The following is a 20,076-nucleotide window of genomic DNA, read 5'->3' as shown; positions in this document are numbered from 1 at the left end:
CAGGGGACCCTACGGCGGAATCGTGGACGGCACACAGATCGCAGCAGCGGCCTGTGCCTTCCAGGAGGGGACCCGTTCCATGGCCGCCAACCGCCGACGCGGACGCCGTATCGCCGCCGTCGCCACCACCGTCGCCGCCGTCACACTGACCGCCGGGCTCCTCACCGGCTGCGAGAACACCGACGACGCGCTCGGCTGTCTCACCCACGCCGACACGATCTCCGACAGTATCAAGGCGATCCACGAGGCCGGCTGGGACGCGGCGAAGGACCCGTCCAAGACCGACGAGTCCATCGACACCATCGAGAAGAACCTCGACAAGATCAACGACGACACGGACGACGGCAAGGTCGACAAGGCCGTCGACGACCTGAACAAGGCCATCGAGGACTACAACAAGTCCATCCTCGACGGCAACACCGACCCGGACAGCAGCCGGATCGACGCCGCCGCGAATGAGCTCAAGGACGTCTGCACGTCCTAGGTGATGGTGCGTTTCCCAGGTGGTGGGGCGCTTCCTAGGTGGTGGGGCGCTCCAGGCGCTCCTTGAGCAGCTGCTCGTCCCGCGGGAGCTCCTTGCGGACCTGCGGGCGGACGACGAGGGGAACCAGGGCCTTGCCGAGACCGTGCCCCTCGAAGTCGATCTCTATCGTCACGCGGGAGCGGCGCCCGTCGTCGAGCGACTCGATCTCGCCGTGGGTACGTGGCCTGACGGGGCCTTCGATGCCGTGCAGATCCCAGCTGTACGGCGGGTCGAGCCTGTCGAACTCGACGGTCATCGGAATCTCACGGTTCCCGATGCGCCGAGTGACCCGGACCCGGGAGCCGGCGTGGACGGGCCCCTCGTCGAGCGGCTCGGCCTTGACGGCGCTCAGCTGCCATTCCGGCAGGTGGGAGGGGTCGGTGATATACGCATAGACGTCTTCGGGACTGCGGTCGACGTCGATCACTTCACGGATGGCGGACATGACGCCCTCCTTCCAGGGCGATCCCCTTCGAGGGCTTACAGAGGAATCGTCCCACCGGACCAGCCGGTAGAACAGGACCGCCGGAACGGGAGAAGCCCCCGCCGAAGCGGGGGCTTCTCCCTGTACGGAAACGATCAGCCGGAACCGACGAAGAGCACCAGCAGCAGCCACACCACGGGCGCCGTCGGCAGCAGGGAGTCCAGCCGGTCCATGATGCCGCCATGGCCCGGCAGCAGCGTGCCCATGTCCTTGATGCCCAGGTCCCGCTTGATCATCGACTCGCCGAGGTCGCCGAGTGTGGCACTGGCAGCGACCGCGAAGCCCAGCAGCAGGCCCTGCCACCAGGTGCCGTCGTCGATCAGGAAATGCATGCACAGCGCACCCGCGACCATCGCGAACGACACCGCGCCGAGCAGTCCCTCGCGGGTCTTGCCGGGGCTGATGCGCGGCGCGAGCTTGTGCCTGCCGAAGCGCCAGCCGACGGCGTACGCCCCGGTGTCGCTGACGACCGTCAGGACCAGGAACGTCATGACCCGGAACGCTCCGTCGTCCGCGGTGAGCATCATCGCGACGAACGTCGCCAGGAACGGCACGTAGAACGCCGCGAAGACCCCCGCGGTGACGTCCTTCAGATAGCCCTCGGGCGGCTCGGTCATCCGCCAGACCAGGACGGCCAGCGCGGTGAGCGCCATCGCCACCCAGGCACCCTCGGCGCCCCGGACGTACCCGGCGACGACCATGGCCGCACCGCCGACCGCCAGCGGCACGAGGGGCGCCTTGATGCCCTTGCGCTCCTCGAGCCGGGACGTCAGCTCCCACAGACCGACGACGACGGCGACCGCGATGACGCCGACGAAGACGGCCTTGACGACGAACAAGGACGCGACGATCACCGCACCGAGCCCGACGCCGACCCCTATGGCCGCACCCAGGTCCCGCCCCGCGCTCTTCTTCTGCGGCGCGGGAGCCGGCTGCGGGGCGTCGGGCATGGGCTCCGGATTCTGCGGCGCCGCCGCACGGGGCTGCGCCGACGTGGTCTCGTCGCGGAACAAGGGGCCGCTCAGCCGAGCGGCCCCCCGGTCGTCATCCTGGTCGTCGCCGTATCGGGGCACGGCGGGTCCGTCAGGCACGATGGGCATGGGGCGAGTGTGCTGCGCCTCAGGCGCATCGTACGCGGGACCCGCCGGGGCAGCCCCCTGGACAGGCCCCTGGTCGGACGGCCCCCAGTACCCGGCTTGTGGCGGCGCTCCCCAGGAAGAGTCGTTCATCAGACCTCGAGAAGCTCCGCTTCCTTGTGCTTCAGGAGCTCGTCCACCTGGGCGACGTACTTGTGCGTAGCATCGTCGAGCTCCTTCTCCGCACGGCGGCCCTCGTCCTCGCCGACCTCGCCGTCCTTGACGAGCTTGTCGATCGCGTCCTTGGCCTTGCGGCGGACCGAGCGGATGGACACCCGGGAGTCCTCCGCCTTGGCCTTGGCGACCTTGATGTAGTCGCGGCGGCGCTCCTCGGTCAGCTCGGGGAACACCACACGGATGATGTTGCCGTCATTGCTCGGGTTGACGCCCAGGTCGGAGTCGCGGATCGCCTGCTCGATGTTGCGCAGCGCGCTCTTGTCGAACGGGGTCACCACGGCCATGCGCGGCTCCGGCACGGAGAACGAAGCCAGCTGGTTGATCGGCGTCGGCGCACCGTAATAGTCGGCCACGATCTTGTTGAACATCGCCGGGTGCGCACGACCGGTGCGGATCGCGGCGAAGTCCTCCTTGGCGACCACGACGGCCTTCTCCATCTTCTCCTCGGCCTCGAGGAGGGTCTCTTCGATCACCACTTGCTCCTGCGTGTCTTGAGTGAGGCCCGGCTGCGGTTCCTTGGTGAGGGGCGGCGGCCGGCTGCGTCGCGTCTTCTTCCTGCACGGTTCCCGACCGGCAGGACATTGTCCATCCCCCGGTCAGGGTCCGTCCCGTCCGTCCCCCGGACGGGTTGGTTGCCGGATCGTCAGTCCCGGCTGCCCTGGTCACCCACGAGCGTGCCGATCTTCTCACCCTTGACGGCGCGGGCGATATTGCCCTCCGCCAGGAGCTCGAAGACGAGGATCGGGAGCTTGTTGTCGCGGCACAGCGTGATGGCGGTCATGTCGGCGACCTTGAGGTCGCGGGTGATGACCTCGCCGTAGCTGAGCGAGTCGAACTTGACGGCCTCGGGGTTGGCCTTCGGGTCGGAGTCGTAGACCCCGTCCACGCCGTTCTTGCCCATGAGCAGCGCCTCGGCGTCGATCTCCAGGGCACGCTGGGCGGCAGTGGTGTCGGTGGAGAAGTACGGCATGCCCATGCCGGCGCCGAAGATGACCACGCGGCCCTTCTCCAGGTGGCGCACGGCGCGCAGCGGGATGTACGGCTCGGCGACCTGCCCCATGGTGATGGCGGTCTGCACGCGGCTGTCGATGCCCTCCTTCTCCAGGAAGTCCTGGAGGGCGAGGCAGTTCATCACGGTGCCGAGCATGCCCATGTAGTCGGAGCGGGCGCGGTCCATGCCGCGCTGCTGGAGTTCGGCGCCGCGGAAGAAGTTGCCGCCGCCGATGACGACCGCGACCTCCGCGCCGTCACGCACGACTGCCGCGATCTCGCGGGCGATCTTGTGCACCACGTCCGGGTCCACGCCCAGGCCCCCGCCGCCGGAGAAGGCCTCTCCGGACAGCTTCAGCAGAAACCGGCCGCTCACTTTGCCGTCGTCGCTCTTCTGGGCCTTGGTGGTCATCGGATTCTCCTCATGGTGCACATACGAAGAAGGCCACTGCCGATGGGAACTGGTTCGTATCCCATGCGCGGCAATGGCCTCCTCGTCAGATCTGCTGTCGTCCGCCACGCGCGTGCGTGGCGGCGTACCGGACGACTACTGACGACCCTATAGGGCCCGTACGTCGCTCACGGTACGGACTCAGATGCCGACCTTGATACGCGTGAAGCGCTTCAGGGTGACACCGGCCTCGTCCAGAACCTTCTGGACGGACTTCTTGTTGTCGAGCGCGTACGGCTGACCGAGCAGCGTGGCGTCCTTGAAGAAGCCGTTGAGGCGACCCTCGACGATCTTCGGCAGGGCGGCCTCGGGCTTGCCCTCGGCGCGGGTGGTCTCCTCGGCGACGCGGCGCTCGGACTCGACGACGTCGGCCGGCACGTCCTCCTTGGAGAGGTACTTCGGCGCGAAGGCGGCGATGTGCTGGGCGACACCCTTGGCCAGGTCGGCGTCGGCCTTGTCCAGCTCGACCAGGACACCGATCTGCGGGGGCAGGTCGGGCATGGTGCGGTGCATGTAGGAGAAGACGAAACCGTCGGCGAACTGCGCGAAGCGGTCCAGGACGATCTTCTCGCCGAGGTTGGCGTTGGCCTCGTCCACGAACGCCTGGACGGTCTTGCCGGCCTCGATCTCGGAGGCGAGCAGAGCCTCGAGGTCCGCCGGAGAGGTGGCGGCGACGTGCTCGGCGATCGCGGTGGCGACGGCCTGGAACTTCTCGCCCTTGGCGACGAAGTCCGTCTCGCACTTCAGCTCGACCAGCACACCGGAGGTGTTGTCGTCGGCGATGAGGGAGACCACGGCGCCGTTCTCGGCGGAGCGGCCCTCGCGCTTGGCGACGCCCTTCTGGCCCTTGATGCGCAGGGCCTCTACGGCCTTGTCGACATCGCCCTCGGCCTCGTCCAGGGCCTTCTTGCAGTCCATCATGCCGGCGCCGGTGAGCTCGCGGAGCTTCTTGACGTCGGCGGCGGTGTAGTTCGCCATGATTCCTGGAATCTCTCTCGAAGTCTGAAGATCTACGGGCTTGACGGCGGGGGCTGGTCGGCCCCCGCCGTCAAAAGACCCGAAGGGGTGAGGGGTCAGGCCTGCTCGGCCTCGGCGGCCGGAGCCTCGGCAGCGGCCTCGGCAGCGGGCGCCTCGTCGGCGGCAGGAGCGGCCTCGTCGGCGGCGGGGGCCTCGGCAGCAGCCTCGGCGGGCGCCTCAGCAGCGGCCGGAGCCTCGGCGGCCGGGGCCTCCTCGGCCTTCTTCTCGCCCTCGAGCAGGTCGCGCTCCCACGCGGCGAGCGGCTCGCCCGCGCCCTTGTCACCCTTGTCGCCGGTGTTGACGCCGGAACGGGAGATGAGGCCCTCGGCGACAGCGTCGGCGATCACGCGGGTGAGCAGGGTGACGGAGCGGATCGCGTCGTCGTTGCCCGGGATCTTGTAGTCGACCTCGTCGGGGTCGCAGTTGGTGTCGAGGATGGCGACGACCGGGATGTTGAGCTTCCGGGCCTCACCGACCGCGATGTGCTCCTTCTTGGTGTCCACGATCCAGACGGCGCTGGGAACCTTGGACATCTCGCGGATACCACCGAGAGTCTTCTCGAGCTTGGCCTTCTCACGCGAGAGGACCAGGAGCTCCTTCTTGGTGAGGCCGGACGCGGCCACATCCTCGAAGTCGATCTGCTCGAGCTCCTTCAGGCGCTGCAGGCGCTTGTAGACGGTCGAGAAGTTGGTGAGCATGCCGCCCAGCCAGCGCTGGTTGACGAAGGGCATGCCGACGCGCGTCGCCTGCTCGGCGATGGCCTCCTGCGCCTGCTTCTTCGTGCCGACGAACATGACCGTGCCGCCGTGGGCGACGGTCTCCTTGACGAACTCGTAGGCGCGGTCGATGTACGACAGCGACTGGAGCAGGTCGATGATGTAGATGCCGTTGCGCTCCGTGAAGATGAATCGCTTCATCTTCGGGTTCCAACGACGGGTCTGGTGACCGAAGTGGACGCCGCTTTCCAGCAGCTCCCGCATCGTGACGACGGCCATGGCCGTTCTCCTTGTTTCTCGGTTATGTCCTGACGCCCACATGCGCCGTGCCACTAAGGACCGAGGGGCGCTGACCGGGACCGTTACCGGCCGCCGTGTCGGGGCGTGCGAAGTCGACCCGGTGACCCGGATCGCCAGTAGAAGTGTACGGGACCCGCAGGGCACCGGGTGACGCCGCTGTCCACAACCGGGGAGCGGTCCACAGCTCCCGGCCATGATCACGGCTTTTCCCACAGGCTTCCGGCATGCGAGCGATGCGATGTGTGAGCGCGGGCGGCCGGGGATTGCTGCTGGCCCTGGTGCTGACGGTGCCGGCCGCGGGCCCGGTGTCGGGCGACCCTGCCCCACCCCCGCCGGCCGCCCCGGACCCTTCGGTTCCGGCCATCGGCCGTGCCTGGCCGGTGGGGGTGCGTCCCGCGGTCCTACGGGGCTGGGAGCCCCCGGCGACGGCGTACAGCCGCGGCCACCGGGGCGTGGACCTCGCGGCAGCACCGGGCACACCTGTACGAGCGGTGGCGGCGGGGCGGGTGCTGTACGCGGGGCGGGTGGCCGGAAAGGGCGTCGTCTCGGTGGGGCTCACCGGCACGGACCTGCGCACGACGTACGAACCGGTGACGGCGTCGGTCGAGAAGGGCGACGAGGTGGCGTCCGGCAGGGTGCTCGGCACGGTGGAGGCGACGGGCTCGCACTGCACGGCTCCGTGCGTGCACTGGGGTCTGCGGAAAGGGGAGGTCTACCTGGACCCGCTGTCACTGCTGCCACCGTGGCTGCTGCACAGGGGCCCGTCGAGGCTCCTGCCGGTACTGGGAGTGCCGCTGCCGAACCCTGGCGTCAGCCCCGAACGCCCCGCAGAGCCATAGCCACCGCGGCGTCGGTAATGGCCGAAGGATCCTCCGCGGCCCCCAGCTCGATCCGCCGCACAGCCGCGTCGACAACTCCTTGCAGCAACATCGCGGCAAGTCGGGGTTCCGCGTGCCCCATCTCCCCGAGCGCCTGCCCGATCATCGCCACGAGCTCACCGTGCGCGGCCCGGATCTTCTCCCGGGCCCCCGCATCCAGCTCACTGGCCGAGATGGCCACGACAGCCCGATGCCGCCGGTCCCCGACCAGGGCCAGCTGCCGCCGCACATACGCCTCGACCTTCGCCTCGGCCCCCTCGGCCGCGGCCATCGCCGCCGACACCTCCGCGGCCCAGACCGGGAAGTCGACCTCGCACAGTTCCTCGACCACCGCTGCCCGCGACCGGAAGTACTCGTACACGGACGACCGCGCCAGCCCCGTCCGCTCGGCGAGAGCCGGAAACGTCAGCGCCTCCGTCCCGCCCTCGGACAGCAACGACCGAGCCGCGTCCAGCAGGGCGGCTCGCTGCATCGACCGGTGCTCGGCCACGGAGGCCGCTCTAATCCTTGGCACGTCGTCCACTTTACGGACGCACCACCGCCGGTGGGAGTCACTCGTCCCGACGCTCGTCATTCGGCCAGGTCACCGACCGAAGCTGGCCAGTTTCGCACGCAGTTGCAGCACCGACTTGGTGTGGATCTGGCTGACCCGGCTCTCGGTCACACCCAGCACGTTCCCGATCTCGGCGAGCGTGAGCCCCTCGTAGTAGTAGAGCGTGACCACGGTCTTCTCCCGCTCCGGCAGCGTGTTGATGGCCCGCGCCAGGAACCGTCTGAGCTCCCGGTCCTCGGCCACCTCGACCGGATTGTCGGCGGCGGTGTCCTCCAGCGTGTCCATGACGCTGAGCCCGTCCCCGCTCTCGCCCCCGACATGCAGCAGCTCCTCCAGTGCCACCACGTTCGCCAGCGACAACTGGCTGAAGACCGCGTGGAGTTCGTCCACCGCGATCCCCATCTCGGAGGCCACCTCGCCCTCGCTGGGCGTCCGCCTCAGCCGCGCCTCCAGCGTCGCGTACGCCCGCTCGACGTTGCGCGCCTTCTGCCGCACCGAGCGCGGGATCCAGTCCAGCGCCCGGAGCTCGTCGATCATCGCGCCCCGGATCCGCGTGATCGCGTACGTCTCGAACTTGATCTCCCGGTCGATGTCGAACTTCTCGATCGCGTCGATGAGCCCGAAGACCCCGGAGGACACGAAGTCGGCCTGCTCCACATTGGGCGGCAGACCCACGCTCACCCGGCCCGCCACGTACTTCACCAGCGGCGAGTAGTGCAGGATCAGCTGCTCCCGCAGCCGCTCGTCGCCCGTCCCCTTGTACGAACGCCACAGTTCGTCGAGTGTCGAGGGAGCGGGCGGCCGCACGCTACCGTCGCGGGCGGCTGGGGGGATCGCCGCCCGGTCGGACCCGGAGGTGTGCTGGGGCATTCGTCGCCTTGTGCCGTTCTGCCGTGAATGAGGTGTGCCTGGGTGAGCTGTCTGCCTGATGTCGAGTTCGATGCCGTGGTTCCGATCTGTGCCGGAATCCCCGTGAGCGTAGCGTGACTGGAGTGTCGCGGTGTGCGAAGTGCGTGGCGGAAGCTGTGCGCAGATACGTTCCTTTGACCGCCCCGCCGGGTCACGGCGGTAGCTCTGCGTGACCGAGCGGCGGGACCAACTGCGGGAATTCCCAAGGCTGTCGGGGTTCCCCCGGACGGCCGAACACGCTCGGTCAACATCGACTCCGACCGCTCCGGACGGAGATCATCGCCTGGCGTGTCAACTTCCAGCCGTCGCCGTGTCGTTCGACGTAACCAAGTGATCGGAGCTCGTACAGTCTCGCGATCGCGTCGTCCTGCGTCGTCTGCGCACCGCTCCCGACCTCGGCCGCGGTCGCCGCGCCGCGTGACGGCAGCGCGGCCAGGACCCGCCGGGCGCCCGGCGTGAGCAGATCTCGCGGCAGGACAGGTCCTCGCCGGTCCGGGGCGAGCTCTCCCATGTCGCCGACCAGCTCGACGACTTCCTCGGCGTCCGTGACGAGCACCGCGTCCCCGCGCAGCAGCTCGTGCACCCCGGCGGAGAGTCCGCTGGTGGCCGGCCCGGGCACGCCCATGGTGTGCCGGCCGAGCCGCTGCGCCGCCCGCGCGGTGACGAGCGAACCGCTCCGATAGGCGGCCTCGACCACCATGGTCCCTCTGGTCAGCGCGGCGATCACCCGGTTCCGCAGCACGAACCTGCTCGGCGTCGGATGCTCGCCGGGCGGCAACTCCCCGACCACCAGGCCCTGTTCCGCGATCCTGGTGATCAACTCGGTGTGCCCCCGCGGGTAGGGCCGGTCGACCCCGCAGGCCAGCACGGCGACGGTGGCCCCGCCGGCGCCGAGGGCACCGCGGTGAGCGGCCCCGTCGACACCGTAGGCTCCGCCGGAAACGACGACCCACCCGCGCTCGGCGAGACCGCACGCGAGGGTGGCCGCCATATGTGCCCCGTACTCGGTGCACGCCCGGGCGCCCACGACGGCGACCGACCTGAGCGCCCACATCCGCAGACTGGGCGCCCCGCGTACCCACAGCCCCAGGGGCCGCGCGTCACCGAGGTCGTCGAGCTGCCCGGGCCACTCGGCGTCCCCGGGACACACGAACCGCACCCCGGAGTCCCGCGCGACCCGCAGATCGGCATCCGGCTCGGCCGCCCTCCCCCGAGCCACCAGCCCGCCCCACCGCTTCCCGGTCACCCCCGGCAGCGAGACCTCCCGCCCCTCCCGCACCCGCCGAGCCACCTCACTCACCCCGAACTCCCGCACCCACCGCCCGGCGACCTCGTCACCGGGCTCGACGACACGGGTGAGGAAGACACGGGCGAGGAGTTCGCCGTCCGGGTCCTGGCCTGCGTTCACGTATGCGCTCCGATGGCCATCGGTACGCCCCTGGGGACCCCGGTGCGCAGTTGCAGCGCGAGGGCGACGTCGGTCGCGTCGGGGCGGTCGTGTCCGAGCAGGTCGGCGACGGTCCAGGCGACGCGCAGGACTCGGTCGAGTCCGCGGGCCGTCAGGACGCCGCGTTCGAGGTTGCGCTCGGCCTCGTCCATCGCACCGGGTACCGCGTGCCAGCGGCTGCGCAGCTCACGGCCCGGCACTTCGCTGTTGGTCCGCCACGGGGTGCCGGTGAGGCGTGCCGCGGCCCGCTCCCTGGCCGCCCGTACCCGGTCGGCCACCGTGGCGGTCGACTCGCCCCGGGCACCGCGCCCGGTGAGCTGGGCCCGGGTGACGCGGTCCACCTCCACCCGCAGGTCGACCCGGTCGAGCAGCGGGCCGGAGAGCCGGGCCTGGTACCGGCGGATCGCCGAGGGCGGGCACTCGCAGAAGTCGTCGGTCTGCGAGAAGCGTCCGCAGGGGCACGGGTTGGCCGCCAGCACCATCAGGAACTTCGCCGGGAACCGCACGACACCCGCGCTGCGGGCGATCACCACATGGCCCGCCTCCAAGGGCTGCCGCAGCGCGTCCAGGGCCTGGCTGCTGAACTCCGGGGTCTCGTCCAGGAAGAGCACTCCCCGGTGGGACAGCGACACCGCACCGGGCCGCGCGATGCTCGGACCCCCTCCGACGAGCGCCTGCATGGTGGCCGAGTGGTGCGGGGCGCAGTAGGGCGCGACGTCGATCAGCGGTTTGCCCGGCGGCAGCAGACCCGCCACCGAGTGCACCGCCGTGACCTGGAGCGACTCCTCGCGGGTCAGCCGGGGCAGGACGGCGGGCAGCCGCTCCGCGAGCATCGTCTTGCCGGCGCCGGGCGGCCCCTGGAGGAACAGATGGTGGCCGCCGGCCGCCGAGACCTCCACCGCCGTACGGGCCGAGAGCTGGCCCACGACGTCGGCCAGGTCGTGGCCGTAGTCCTGCTGTGCGGCACCCATGCTGTGCATCCCCGTGGCCGCGCCCGTGCCTGGCACCCGCAGGCCCGCCATGAGCGGGTCGGGGCGGCCCGGCTCGTCCGGCTCCTCGTCGGGAACCGGCTCATCCGCGAGGACCGCGATCAGCTGTCGCAGACTGCGCACGCCCAGCACGGAGACACCGGGTACCAGCGAGGCCTCGACGGCGGCACACTCCGGCACGACGACCTGCTCATAGCCCGCGTCCGCGGCGGCCAGCACGGCCGGCAGGATGCCCCGGACCGGACGTACCCGTCCGTCCAGGCCCAGCTCTCCGATCATCACGATGTCGGCGAGCACCCTCGGGTCGATCCGCTCCGCGGCACCGAGCACCGCACACGCGATGGCGAGATCGAAGCCCGAGCCGGCTTTCGGCACCGACGCCGGGCTGAGCCCCACCGTCAGCTTCTTCTGCGGCCACCCGCCGCCCGAGTTCACGACCGCCGCCCGAACCCGGTCCTTGCTCTCCGTAAGACTCTTGTCCGGCAACCCCACCAGCGTGAACGCCGCCACCCCGGGCTCCAGATCCGCCTGGACCTCCACGACCACGCCCTCGACGCCCACCAGCGCCACCGAGCACGTACGAGCGAACCCCATGTCAGGCCACCCCTCGCGCGTGTTCGACGACGGGTGCGCCGCGGTTCGGCAGGACGACCCCCACGAGGTCGATACGGACGCCGCCCGGCGGTGCTCCTCCGTGCGCGTGGATCCAGCAGGCGGCGAGACCTCGCAGCCGCTCCGCCTTCTCAGGGGTCACCGCGGCCATCGGATGCTCGAAGGCACCCGTCCGGCGTGTCTTGACCTCGCAGACGACCAGGACGTCCCCGTCCCGCGCCACGATGTCGATCTCACCCGTCCTGCCACAGCGCCAGTTGCGCTCCAGGACCGTCATGCCGGTCTCCGCCAGCCGCCGCGCGGCCAGCGTCTCGCCGTACTTTCCGAGTGCACTGCGTGCCTGATGTGTGTTCATGTCGGCACCACCTCCGGCGCCAACCGTCACGCACACCGGCCCACCAAGTTGATCTTGGTGGGCTACTCAGCGGTTGTGGAAAACTCCGTCACCCCGATGGAGGAACGTCAGCTGCCCGGAAGCTCCAGATCACTCTTGTTGAGCTCCTCGATATTCACGTCCTTGAACGTGAGCACCCGCACCTGTTTCACGAACCGAGCCGGCCGATACATGTCCCACACCCACGCATCCGCCATCGACACCTCGAAGAACACCTCACCCTGAACCGAGTGCACCTGCATCTCGTAGTCATTGGTCAGATAGAAGCGCCGCTCGGTCTCGATCACGTACTTGAACAGACCGACGACATCGCGGTACTCCCGATAGAGCTTCAGCTCCATCTCGGTCTCGTACTTCTCGAGGTCCTCGGCGCTCATGGCATGTTCCCCTTCAGCCGTGCGGTCCCACCATTGTGCGCCAGTCCCGTCAGCCCCTAGACGATTTCGGGGTCGAGGGTCACGGGCGTGGTCGGGGGTCCTTCGTCGAGCAGCCTGCGGAGCAGCTCGGCGAGTCTGGTCGGATACACCGTCTCATGTGCCCGGGTCAGTTCCTGACACGTCCACCAGCGCGCTCCGGAGACGCTGCGCCGCTCCAGCTCGGTCAGCGCCACGGCCCCGGGCACCACATCCGACGTATGGGCCGTGCGCGCCAGGTAATACCACTCGTCCTGGTCCCACCGGCGCCCCGCGAACGGGAAGGAGCACATCCGTCGCCAGAGCACCGGACCGAGCTCCACATCGGTGATGCCGGTCTCCTCCACGAGTTCCCGCAGAGCGGCCTGTTCACGAGTCTCGGCGCCCTCGACACCGCCGCCCGGGGTGAACCACCAGTCGTTCGTCGGATCGTCCGGCTCATGGCCGTGCAGCAGGAGGATGCGGTCGTCCGGGTCGAGGAGCACCACCCTGGCGACCTTGCGCAGCCCGCCCTCGTAGGTGTCCGCCGAAGCCTCAGCGTGCACCCACGGGCTCCGTCCGGGTCCGGGAACGACCACGGCCGAGCAGTTTGGCGACCGGGCCGTAGGCGCCGCCGCCGAGGACGAGCACCGCACCGGCCACGATCAGGATCGTGATCGTCCGCAGCGGGCCCGGCGAGGAGAGCGCGCCGAGCTTCTCGAAGCCGGTCGGCTCCTTCAGCATGCCGTTCATCGGCCATACGACGGCGTCGACGCGGGCCGTCACGGCGGACCGCGCGACCGTGCCGCTGGCGGCGTCCGTCAGATGGGCGCTGGAGTCCAGGGAGCCCTGCCGCTCGTCACCCAGCAGGAACAGACGTCCTTCGGGGACCGTCACGGACGGGATGGTCTTCCACTCGGCCGCGGTGCCCGCGGGCAGATACGGCTCGTCGATCTGCTTGCCGTTGACGGTCAGCTTGCCGTCCGTGCAGCAGGCGACCGTGTCGCCGCCGACCGCGACCACGCGCTTGACCACGGGGGCGTTGGACACCCAGGTCTTGTCGGTGAAGACGACGACATCGCCCCGGCGTATCTCACCGCCGTCGACACGCTGTGCCAGTACCCGGTTGCCGGCGTCGATGGTGGGCGCCATCGAGCTGGTGGGCACGGTGTACGGCCGGTAGACCACAGCTCCCCAGGCGAACCCGCCGAGGAACAGCACAAGGCCCAGCGCGACGGCCAGCCCGGACAGTCGCTGTCCGGTCCGGCTGCCCACCGGGCCCGTGTTCGTGCCTCCGCTGCGCGGGGCCGTACGTGTCGTGCTCTCGCCACCCATGGGTCCGCACCCTACCCGGCGGTACCCGACACGGTCAGCCCTTCACCAGCGACGAAGGTCACCCGCTCCGTAAAGGTTTCCCTAGGTCAGCCGGTCAGCGGGTCTCGGCCGGCTCGATCTTCCGCCGACGCCAGAGCACCACCGGCACCGCAGCCGCGAGCGCGAGGCCCTGCGGGGCCACCGACAGGGCGGTGGAGGCGGCGGACCGGGCGCTCAGATCCTGGTCGAAGGTGTCCGGGACCGGCAGCGTGCCCCAGCGGTTGATCGGCCAGGCCTTCACGATGGCGCGTCCGACGACCTCGTCGACCGGGACCATGCCGTGGTACTTGTCGTCCTGGTTGTACCGCGAGTCACGCGAGTTCTGGCGGTGGTCGCCCATGACCCAGATGTAGCCCTCGGGCACCTTGACCTTGAACTGGCCGCCGATGTCGTCGACCGTGCACGGGGTGTTGCCCGGGTAGACGTACGCCGACTCGCTCAGCGCCTTGCCGTTGACCTTCACCGGGCCGGTGCCCTTGCACTCGACGGTGTCGCCGCCGACGCCGACGACACGCTTGATGAGGTCCTTCTCCTCGGCGGACGGCATCAGGCCGATCCAGCTGAGGAACGTCTGGATGGCGTTCGGGTCGGCGGTCGGCTCGCCCGCCAGCCACTGCGAGGGGTCGTGGAAGACGACGACCTCGCCGCGCTCGGGCTCCGAACCGAACCACGGGGTGAGCTTGTCGACCAGGACGCGGTCACCCTGCTGAAGGGTGTTCTGCATCGAGTCGGAGGGGATCGAGAACGCCTGCACCAGGAACGTCTTGATCAGCAGCGCCAGGACGAGCGCGATACCGATCAGGATCGGCAGCTCCTTCCAGAAGGAGCGCTGGTTCTTCTGCTTGGGGGCCGAGTCGCCCGGCCCGTCGTCCCCGGGCTGTGTCCGCTCGTCCGCCGCGGAGTCACTCCCGGAGGTCACGGCGTCGTCCGTGGCCGGGTCGGCCGCGTCCACGGGGCGTCCGCGGTGCTCCTCGCCGTCGTGCCCGGACCGTGCGCCAACCGCCACATCCCCCACGCCAACTCCTTACTCTGTGCCGCCGCCTGCCCCATATGCGGTGCAGGCCCACCACTCCCATAACGAGCGGGAGTTCCGCAGGGCTCGGGAGCTGGATCGTTCCGTTCGGATCGTCGGAGGCAACCCTATGCGACAGTTGGGGAGCCGCAGTCGACCCGGCGGCCGAGTCGGTAATGGATGAGTATGTTTTCGGCTCGTCGAGGCTGTTCCAGTGGCCGAAGGGCCAGGCGATGACCCTCGCCCGTCCCACCACCGAGTCTTCGGAGACCGTACCTCCGTAGTCGGTGTCCTGATGCGCGCGGGAGTCCGCGGAGTTGGCCCGGTGATCGCCCATCACCCACAACCGCCCCTGGGGGACGGTGATGTCGAACTCCTGCGTCGACGGAGCGTTGCCGGGATAGAGGTAGTCCCCCTCGGTGAGCGGGACGCCGTTGACGGTGACACGCCCTTCCGCGTCACAGCACTTGACCCGGTCCCCGCCGACGCCGACGACGCGCTTGATGAGGTCCTTCTCGTTGTCGGACGGCAGCAGGCCGATGAAGGTGAGCCCCTCCTTGATCTGCTTGATGACGACGGGGTCCTCCTTCTTCGTCGTCGTCTGCTCGTCCTTGAGCCAGCCGCCCGGGTCCTTGAAGACCACGACGTCCCCGCGCTGCGGCTTGGAGCCGAACCACGGGGTGAGCTTGTCGACCAGCACCCGGTCGCCGATCTGGATCGTCTGCTCCATGGAGCCGGACGGGATCACGAAGGCCTGCACCAGAAAGGTCTTCAGCACCAGCGCTATGAGCACGGCGACGCCGACGAGAAGCGGTATCTCCTTGGCGGCGGAGCGCCTGCGGCGCCGCTTGACCTTGCGCTGGAGCTTGCGCCGCTCCGCTCGCGTACGACCGCCGGAGGGGCTGGAGGCGCGCCGGACACCGGTGGGCAGAAGGTTGTCGGCGGCGTCGCTGGGCACACCGCGCGGTTTGCCGCGATTACCCATCGGCACCTGCCGCGGCGGGCACCCGCGCGTAGGCCTCGGGTCGGTGCAGCCGGGTCCAGTGCGCGGCCGGCCAGACGATCCAGTCGGCGCGGCCGATCACCTCGGTCACGGGGATCATGCCGCCGCCGGGCGAGCCCAGATGGTCGCGGGAGTCGCTGGACTCGCCGCGGTGGTCGCCGAGGACGAAGAGGGTGCCGTCGGGCACGACGACGTCGAAGTCCACCGAGGACGGAGAGTCACCGGGATACAGGAACGACGACTCGTCGACCGACCGGCCGTTCACCTCGATCCTCCCCTCCTTGTCGCAGCAGACCACGTGGTCTCCCCCCACACCCACTACGCGCTTGATGTAGTCCGCATCCCCGAAATACCCGGTTCCGTCGAACACCACTACATCTCCGCGCCGCGGCTCGGCACCGAAACGGTACGCCAACTTATTTACGAGAACCCGGTCCCCGATCCTCAATCCGTTTTCCATGGATCCGCTGGGAATCTGGAACGGTTGCGCCACGAAAGCGTTGAGGGACAGCAAAAACAGCAGGCAGACCAACAGGGTCAGGCTGATCCGGCCACCGGGAAGCCACTGGGTGATCCGCGACACCAACGCGAAACGCGACCGTCCCTCCTGACCCTCTGTGTCCGAGATCTCCTCGGATTCGGAAGGGCGGGAGGAGCGGTCGCGCTCCGTCTGCTGTGCTTCGGTGTCCATCGGGGCCAGATGCTATCCGGCCCCTCTGTGGACCCCGGAAGGCGAGATCAGTTCTCGCGCTTCTCCTTGATCTTCGCGGCCTTGCCGCGCAGCTCACGGAGGTAGTACAGCTTGGCGCGACGCACGTCACCGCGGGTCACGAGCTCGATCTTCTCGACGATCGGGGTGTGCACCGGGAAGGTGCGCTCCACGCCGACGGAGAACGAGACCTTGCGGACCGTGAAGGTCTCGCGGACACCGGCGCCCTGGCGACGGATGACTACGCCCTTGAACTGCTGCACACGGGAGCGGTTGCCCTCGATGACGCGGACGTGGACGTTGACGGTGTCACCCGGGCGGAAGGCCGGGATGTCGGTGCGCAGCGACGCGCTGTCGACGGAGTCGAGCAGGTGAGACATTTCGTCTGCTTTCTTCACCCATGCCACAGGTCATAGGCGGGAGCTAGGTGTATCGGAGGATGTTGTCCGTGCCGGGGCGGGCGTCGTGTCCCCCTGTGGCAGGGGCGCACGCCGGACGACGCACAACAGCGGCCTATTGTTCCACGTCGTCGACCCGACGCCAAAATCGGCCGTACGGCTCCCCTGCCGGATCGGGCGCCCAGCCCAGGATGGAGAGCATCTCGCGATCCTTCTTGTCGAAGGCCTTGGGGTCGCAGCGCTCGATGAGGTCGGGCCGGTTGGCCGTGGTGCGCTTGAGCGCCTCGTCGCGCCGCCAGCGGGCGATCTTGCCGTGGTGGCCGCTGAGCAGCGTCTCCGGGATCTCCCGGCCGCGCCATCGGGGCGGCTTGGTGTAGACGGGGCCCTCCAGGAGGTTCGCCATGGCACCGGGCGCGAAGGAGTCGTCCCGGTGGGACTCGGCGTTGCCCAGGACACCGGGCAGCAGCCGGGCCACGGCCTCCGTGACGACGAGGACGGCCGCCTCGCCGCCGGCGAGGACGTAGTCGCCGATGGAGACCTCGTAGACGGGCATCCGGGTCGCGTACTCGTCGATGACGCGGCGGTCGATGCCCTCGTAGCGGGCGGGCGTGAAGACCAGCCAGGGCCGCTCGGAGAGCTCCACGGCGAGTTCCTGGGTGAAGGGACGGCCGCTGGGCGTGGGGACGATGAGCGCGGGCGCGCGGGCGCCCGTGTCATAGCCGTCGGCCAGCACGGAGTCCAGCGCGTCCCCCCACGGGTCGGTCTTCATGACCATGCCGGGGCCGCCGCCGTACGGGGTGTCGTCGACGGTGTTGTGGCGGTCGTACGTCCAGTCGCGCAGGTCGCGGACGTGGACGTTCAGCTGTCCACGCGCGCGTGCCTTGCCGACGAGGGAGACGTTCAGGGGTTCGAGGTACTCGGGGAAGATCGTGACGACGTCGAGCCTCATGCGCTGTCTTCCTTCGACGACGCGATCTCGGCCTGGTCGTCGATCAGCCCGGGCGGCGGGTCGATCACCGCCCGCTGCTCCTCGAGGTCGATCTCGATGACGATCGACTCGACGAACGGGACCATCACCTCGCTGCCGTCGGGACGCTCCACGATGAAGAGGTCCTGGGAGGGCAGATGCGAGATCTCGGTGATCCGGCCGACCTCCACACCGTCCTTGGTGACCACGTCCAGGTCCATCAGCTGGTGGTCGTAGTACTCGTCCTCTTCCTCGGGCAGCTCCTCCGGGTCCACCTCGGCGATCAGGAGGGTGTTCCGGAGAGCCTCCGCGGCGCTGCGGTCCTTCACGCCCTCGAAGCGCAGGATGAGGCGACCGCTGTGGACACGGCCGGTCTCGATGGTGAGGGGGCCGGTGGAGGCGGGGTCCGTGAGCAGTACGGCGCCGGGCCCGAGCCTCAGCTCCGGCTCGTCGGTGCGGACCTCCACGGTGACCTCGCCCTTGATGCCGTGGGCACGGCCGATGCGAGCGACTACCAGCTGCACTGTGCTTGTTCTCCTGTAGGTACGACTACGGGCCGGGGACGGCCCAGTGGCCCTCCCCGGCCCGAGCCGGTGCTGCGTTTGGCGTCAGCGGACGTGGTCTACGTCGACGAGGTCGACGCGGACACCACGGCCGCCGATGGCGCCCACGACGGTACGCAGAGCGCGTGCGGTGCGGCCGTTGCGACCGATCACCTTGCCGAGGTCGTCGGGGTGGACCCGGACCTCCAGCACACGCCCGCGACGCAGGTCGCGCGAGGCGACCTGCACATCGTCAGGGTTGTCGACGATGCCCTTCACGAGGTGCTCGAGAGCCTCCTCGAGCATGCTCAGGCCTCGGTCGACTCGGACTCGGCGGCAGCCTCGTCCTTCTTCTCAGCCTTCTTCTTCTGGGTGATGGCCTCACCCTTGCCCTCGTCGTCGCCACCGAGGGCGTCGAACACCGGGCGCGTGGCCTTCGGCTCGGCCACGAGCAGCGGAGCCGGGGCGGGCAGGCCCTTGAACTTCTGCCAGTCGCCGGTCAGCTTGAGGATGGCGAGGACGGGCTCGGTCGGCTGCGCGCCGACACCCAGCCAGTACTGCGCGCGCTCCGAGTCGACCTCGATGCGCGAGGGGTTCTGCACCGGGTGGTACAGACCGATCTCCTCGATCGCACGGCCGTCACGGCGGGTGCGGGAGTCGGCGATGACGATGCGGTAGTGAGGCGAACGGATCTTGCCCAGACGCTTCAGCTTGATCTTGACTGCCACGGGAGTGGGTTCTCCTGGTTTTGACGTGGTTGGGCACGGCGAGATTGCCGCGTGGGGTTGCGGTACCCGAGTGCCCGATGGACGCGTCAGCCGGAGGCGAGAGGGTTCCTGTGCGGCTGTCGAGTACAGCTAGCCATTGTGCCATACCCGGCGGGTCGCGTCGGACGGAGCCCGCGGCGAGGCACGCCTGCGGGGCACCCGGCAGCGCAGGGTGCCCCGGGCGTCGTTCCGGCACCCACGAGATGCCGGTACTCCACCGGCCGCGGCTACGCGGCCCCGAGGACCTCGGGAATCCGGAACGGCTTGCCGCACCCTCCGCAGACGATGGGCGCCTGCGCCAGGACCGACGGGACGACGCGCACATTGCGACCGCAGTCGCAGACCGCCTTGACGCGTACGCCGCCGCCGGACGAGCCGTGCCGGGCGGCCGGGCCGCGGAAGGAGCGGGCCGTGTCGGCCGAGGTGGCCGCCGTGTGGGCCTTCAGGGCGCGCTGGAGCCGCTCGATGGTCGGGCGGTAGCGGCGCTTGGCCTCCGGGTTGAGGGTGACCAGTGAGAAGCCACTGCTGGGGTGCGGCTCCTCGGGATGGTCCAGGCCCAGCTCCTCGGCGATCGCGAGGAATCTGCGGTTGTGGTAGCGGCCGGCGCGGGAGGTGTCACGGACGCCGCGGGAGGCGGCGATCCCATGGACTGCCTCGTGGAGCAGTCGCTCGAAGGAGAGCTCGTGTCCGCACGCGGACGACGACTCTCCGATCAGGGACTCTGGCGCGGCGAGATCGGGCAGCTCGGGGTGGTACCGCTGAATGTCGGCCCACGCCTGCGCCAGCTCGGCGGCGAGAACAGGTGGTGTCTGTGTCGTGCTCACGTAATGACAACGAGCCGGAGTGCCCCAGTGTTCCGATTCCGGGGCATCCCAAATAATTTGCACGTACCCGTCAGTTGCCGCTGATGCGTCCTGACGAGGGCGGGTGCGCTGATCTGCGGAGAAGCCTCACAGCTCGCACTAAGCCGGTACGTAGTCCGATATACGACCCGCCACGTAGACGGTGTCCGCGCGCCGGGGTGACTGTGGTCCGCGGATGCGCAAGAGGCGTTTCGGTCGCTCTCCCGCCGGAAGGGCGCTACCTCGATCAGCGCGCGCGACGACCGCGACGTTACCGGGCGCCTTGGCGCCGTCGCCAACCGACCCGCCCTCGGCGACCAGACACCGTACGATCACCGCGCGCCCGGCCGGCATCTCCGTGCCGCTCTCCAGGTCACGGGCCCGATCCCGATCCGTACCGGCACGCTCCGACCGCCGGGCTCGCGGACCTTGGCCAGAACCGCCTCGTCGCCCTTGATCGCCATACCGACGGCCTGGATCCGTTCCCGACGGAC

25 protein-coding genes and 1 pseudogene are annotated in these 20,076 nt (G+C 69.5%); 2 read left to right on the top strand and 24 right to left on the bottom strand.

Features of this window, described 5'->3' with window-relative positions; genetic code table 11:
• Window positions 1–22 precede the first annotated feature (22 nt).
• Entirely contained in the window at window positions 23–484 is a 462-nt protein-coding gene (locus ACWD3I_RS28405) for a hypothetical protein (protein ID WP_365405490.1), read from the top strand.
• Window positions 485–518: 34 nt separating this feature from the next.
• On the opposite strand, the gene ACWD3I_RS28400 is transcribed toward ACWD3I_RS28405, so the two are convergent.
• The 6 genes from ACWD3I_RS28400 to rpsB form a co-directional block, all read right to left on the bottom strand.
• Window positions 519–968, bottom strand: a complete 450-nt coding sequence (locus tag ACWD3I_RS28400; protein ID WP_365405487.1) for an SRPBCC family protein — start codon at window positions 966–968, stop codon at window positions 519–521.
• 134 nt (window positions 969–1,102) lie between these two features.
• Window positions 1,103–2,236, bottom strand: a complete 1,134-nt coding sequence (locus ACWD3I_RS28395; protein WP_365405484.1) for a phosphatidate cytidylyltransferase — start codon at window positions 2,234–2,236, stop codon at window positions 1,103–1,105.
• Window positions 2,236–2,793: a ribosome recycling factor gene (gene frr, locus ACWD3I_RS28390; RefSeq protein WP_266821475.1), complete on the bottom strand. Its 558-nt coding sequence runs from the start codon at window positions 2,791–2,793 to the stop codon at window positions 2,236–2,238. The genes ACWD3I_RS28395 and frr overlap by 1 nt, the downstream gene beginning before the upstream one ends.
• A 170-nt stretch (window positions 2,794–2,963) precedes the next feature.
• Window positions 2,964–3,722, bottom strand: a complete 759-nt coding sequence (pyrH, locus tag ACWD3I_RS28385) for a UMP kinase (protein WP_365405481.1) — start codon at window positions 3,720–3,722, stop codon at window positions 2,964–2,966.
• Between the two features lie 180 nt (window positions 3,723–3,902).
• On the bottom strand, window positions 3,903–4,739 hold the full coding sequence (gene tsf, locus ACWD3I_RS28380) for a translation elongation factor Ts (RefSeq protein ID WP_365405478.1): 837 nt from the start codon (window positions 4,737–4,739) through the stop codon (window positions 3,903–3,905).
• A gap of 95 nt (window positions 4,740–4,834) precedes the next feature.
• On the bottom strand, window positions 4,835–5,773 hold the full coding sequence (rpsB, locus tag ACWD3I_RS28375) for a 30S ribosomal protein S2 (RefSeq protein WP_365405475.1): 939 nt from the start codon (window positions 5,771–5,773) through the stop codon (window positions 4,835–4,837).
• A 245-nt stretch (window positions 5,774–6,018) separates the two neighbouring features.
• Here rpsB and ACWD3I_RS28370 point away from each other — a divergent pair, with 245 nt between their 5' ends.
• Window positions 6,019–6,633, top strand: a complete 615-nt coding sequence (locus tag ACWD3I_RS28370) for a murein hydrolase activator EnvC family protein (RefSeq protein ID WP_365405472.1) — start codon at window positions 6,019–6,021, stop codon at window positions 6,631–6,633.
• Here ACWD3I_RS28370 and ACWD3I_RS28365 read toward each other — a convergent pair.
• The 18 genes and pseudogenes from ACWD3I_RS28365 to ACWD3I_RS28280 form a co-directional block, all read right to left on the bottom strand.
• Window positions 6,605–7,162, bottom strand: coding sequence for a TetR/AcrR family transcriptional regulator (locus ACWD3I_RS28365; protein WP_365405571.1), 558 nt, complete (start codon window positions 7,160–7,162; stop codon window positions 6,605–6,607). The two genes, ACWD3I_RS28370 and ACWD3I_RS28365, sit on opposite strands and share 29 nt — an antisense overlap.
• A 93-nt stretch (window positions 7,163–7,255) precedes the next feature.
• Window positions 7,256–8,095, bottom strand: a complete 840-nt coding sequence (gene whiG / locus ACWD3I_RS28360; RefSeq protein ID WP_307025360.1) for an RNA polymerase sigma factor WhiG — start codon at window positions 8,093–8,095, stop codon at window positions 7,256–7,258.
• A gap of 283 nt (window positions 8,096–8,378) precedes the next feature.
• Window positions 8,379–9,542: a DNA-processing protein DprA gene (gene dprA, locus ACWD3I_RS28355; protein WP_365405469.1), complete on the bottom strand. Its 1,164-nt coding sequence runs from the start codon at window positions 9,540–9,542 to the stop codon at window positions 8,379–8,381.
• The gene (locus tag ACWD3I_RS28350; RefSeq protein WP_365405466.1) at window positions 9,539–11,164 is read right to left on the bottom strand and encodes a YifB family Mg chelatase-like AAA ATPase; all 1,626 of its coding nucleotides are present in this window, start codon (window positions 11,162–11,164) and stop codon (window positions 9,539–9,541) included. The genes dprA and ACWD3I_RS28350 overlap by 4 nt, the downstream gene beginning before the upstream one ends.
• A 1-nt stretch (window position 11,165) precedes the next feature.
• Entirely contained in the window at window positions 11,166–11,537 is a 372-nt protein-coding gene (locus ACWD3I_RS28345; RefSeq protein WP_365405463.1) for a YraN family protein, read from the bottom strand.
• Window positions 11,538–11,644: 107 nt separating this feature from the next.
• Entirely contained in the window at window positions 11,645–11,953 is a 309-nt protein-coding gene (locus tag ACWD3I_RS28340; protein WP_005311352.1) for a DUF2469 domain-containing protein, read from the bottom strand.
• A 56-nt stretch (window positions 11,954–12,009) separates the two neighbouring features.
• Entirely contained in the window at window positions 12,010–12,534 is a 525-nt protein-coding gene (locus ACWD3I_RS28335) for an NUDIX hydrolase (RefSeq protein WP_365405458.1), read from the bottom strand.
• On the bottom strand, window positions 12,524–13,303 hold the full coding sequence (gene lepB / locus ACWD3I_RS28330) for a signal peptidase I (RefSeq protein ID WP_365405456.1): 780 nt from the start codon (window positions 13,301–13,303) through the stop codon (window positions 12,524–12,526). Before lepB (ACWD3I_RS28330) ends, ACWD3I_RS28335 begins: the two co-directional genes overlap by 11 nt.
• Window positions 13,304–13,397: 94 nt before the next feature.
• Window positions 13,398–14,357 (bottom strand): signal peptidase I, encoded by a 960-nt coding sequence (gene lepB, locus ACWD3I_RS28325; protein WP_365405453.1) that lies wholly within the window; start codon window positions 14,355–14,357, stop codon window positions 13,398–13,400.
• Entirely contained in the window at window positions 14,245–15,339 is a 1,095-nt protein-coding gene (lepB, locus tag ACWD3I_RS28320) for a signal peptidase I (RefSeq protein WP_365405450.1), read from the bottom strand. The genes lepB (ACWD3I_RS28325) and lepB (ACWD3I_RS28320) overlap by 113 nt, the downstream gene beginning before the upstream one ends.
• Window positions 15,332–16,048, bottom strand: coding sequence for a signal peptidase I (gene lepB / locus ACWD3I_RS28315; RefSeq protein WP_365405447.1), 717 nt, complete (start codon window positions 16,046–16,048; stop codon window positions 15,332–15,334). Before lepB (ACWD3I_RS28315) ends, lepB (ACWD3I_RS28320) begins: the two co-directional genes overlap by 8 nt.
• 47 nt (window positions 16,049–16,095) lie before the next feature.
• Window positions 16,096–16,446: a 50S ribosomal protein L19 gene (gene rplS / locus ACWD3I_RS28310; RefSeq protein WP_361518720.1), complete on the bottom strand. Its 351-nt coding sequence runs from the start codon at window positions 16,444–16,446 to the stop codon at window positions 16,096–16,098.
• Between the two features lie 133 nt (window positions 16,447–16,579).
• Window positions 16,580–17,413 carry a tRNA (guanosine(37)-N1)-methyltransferase TrmD gene (gene trmD / locus ACWD3I_RS28305; RefSeq protein ID WP_365405443.1) on the bottom strand — a complete coding sequence of 278 codons (834 nt, stop codon included), beginning with the start codon at window positions 17,411–17,413 and terminating at the stop codon, window positions 16,580–16,582.
• The gene (rimM, locus tag ACWD3I_RS28300) at window positions 17,410–17,955 is read right to left on the bottom strand and encodes a ribosome maturation factor RimM (protein WP_365405440.1); all 546 of its coding nucleotides are present in this window, start codon (window positions 17,953–17,955) and stop codon (window positions 17,410–17,412) included. Before rimM ends, trmD begins: the two co-directional genes overlap by 4 nt.
• Before the next feature lie 84 nt (window positions 17,956–18,039).
• Window positions 18,040–18,279: an RNA-binding protein gene (locus tag ACWD3I_RS28295; RefSeq protein WP_005479813.1), complete on the bottom strand. Its 240-nt coding sequence runs from the start codon at window positions 18,277–18,279 to the stop codon at window positions 18,040–18,042.
• Between the two features lie 2 nt (window positions 18,280–18,281).
• Window positions 18,282–18,701 carry a 30S ribosomal protein S16 gene (rpsP, locus tag ACWD3I_RS28290; protein WP_046258839.1) on the bottom strand — a complete coding sequence of 140 codons (420 nt, stop codon included), beginning with the start codon at window positions 18,699–18,701 and terminating at the stop codon, window positions 18,282–18,284.
• Window positions 18,702–18,967: 266 nt separating this feature from the next.
• Window positions 18,968–19,564 carry a hypothetical protein gene (locus ACWD3I_RS28285; RefSeq protein WP_046258840.1) on the bottom strand — a complete coding sequence of 199 codons (597 nt, stop codon included), beginning with the start codon at window positions 19,562–19,564 and terminating at the stop codon, window positions 18,968–18,970.
• 138 nt (window positions 19,565–19,702) lie between these two features.
• Window positions 19,703–20,073 (bottom strand): annotated as a pseudogene (locus tag ACWD3I_RS28280) (hypothetical protein); the annotation flags it as partial.
• Window positions 20,074–20,076: the final 3 nt, after the last annotated feature.

The sequence above is a fragment of the Streptomyces sp. NPDC002817 genome (assembly GCF_053592055.1).
This window is presented reverse-complemented; position numbering and strand designations above follow the sequence as displayed.

Bases quoted from the DNA above. Each gene is read 5' to 3' on its own strand.
- ACWD3I_RS28400 (WP_365405487.1), bottom strand. From the start codon at position 968: ATGTCCGCCATCCGTGAAGTGATCGACGTCGACCGCAGTCCCGAAGAC.
- ACWD3I_RS28395 (WP_365405484.1), bottom strand. From the start codon at position 2,236: ATGAACGACTCTTCCTGGGGAGCGCCGCCACAAGCCGGGTACTGGGGG.
- pyrH (WP_365405481.1), bottom strand. From the start codon at position 3,722: ATGACCACCAAGGCCCAGAAGAGCGACGACGGCAAAGTGAGCGGCCGG.
- tsf (WP_365405478.1), bottom strand. From the start codon at position 4,739: ATGGCGAACTACACCGCCGCCGACGTCAAGAAGCTCCGCGAGCTCACC.
- rpsB (WP_365405475.1), bottom strand. From the start codon at position 5,773: ATGGCCGTCGTCACGATGCGGGAGCTGCTGGAAAGCGGCGTCCACTTC.
- ACWD3I_RS28370 (WP_365405472.1), top strand. From the start codon at position 6,019: ATGCGAGCGATGCGATGTGTGAGCGCGGGCGGCCGGGGATTGCTGCTG.
- whiG (WP_307025360.1), bottom strand. From the start codon at position 8,095: ATGCCCCAGCACACCTCCGGGTCCGACCGGGCGGCGATCCCCCCAGCC.
- ACWD3I_RS28350 (WP_365405466.1), bottom strand. From the start codon at position 11,164: ATGGGGTTCGCTCGTACGTGCTCGGTGGCGCTGGTGGGCGTCGAGGGC.
- ACWD3I_RS28345 (WP_365405463.1), bottom strand. From the start codon at position 11,537: ATGAACACACATCAGGCACGCAGTGCACTCGGAAAGTACGGCGAGACG.
- ACWD3I_RS28340 (WP_005311352.1), bottom strand. From the start codon at position 11,953: ATGAGCGCCGAGGACCTCGAGAAGTACGAGACCGAGATGGAGCTGAAG.
- lepB (WP_365405456.1), bottom strand. From the start codon at position 13,303: ATGGGTGGCGAGAGCACGACACGTACGGCCCCGCGCAGCGGAGGCACG.
- lepB (WP_365405450.1), bottom strand. From the start codon at position 15,339: ATGGGTAATCGCGGCAAACCGCGCGGTGTGCCCAGCGACGCCGCCGAC.
- lepB (WP_365405447.1), bottom strand. From the start codon at position 16,048: ATGGACACCGAAGCACAGCAGACGGAGCGCGACCGCTCCTCCCGCCCT.
- rplS (WP_361518720.1), bottom strand. From the start codon at position 16,446: ATGTCTCACCTGCTCGACTCCGTCGACAGCGCGTCGCTGCGCACCGAC.
- trmD (WP_365405443.1), bottom strand. From the start codon at position 17,413: ATGAGGCTCGACGTCGTCACGATCTTCCCCGAGTACCTCGAACCCCTG.
- ACWD3I_RS28295 (WP_005479813.1), bottom strand. From the start codon at position 18,279: ATGCTCGAGGAGGCTCTCGAGCACCTCGTGAAGGGCATCGTCGACAAC.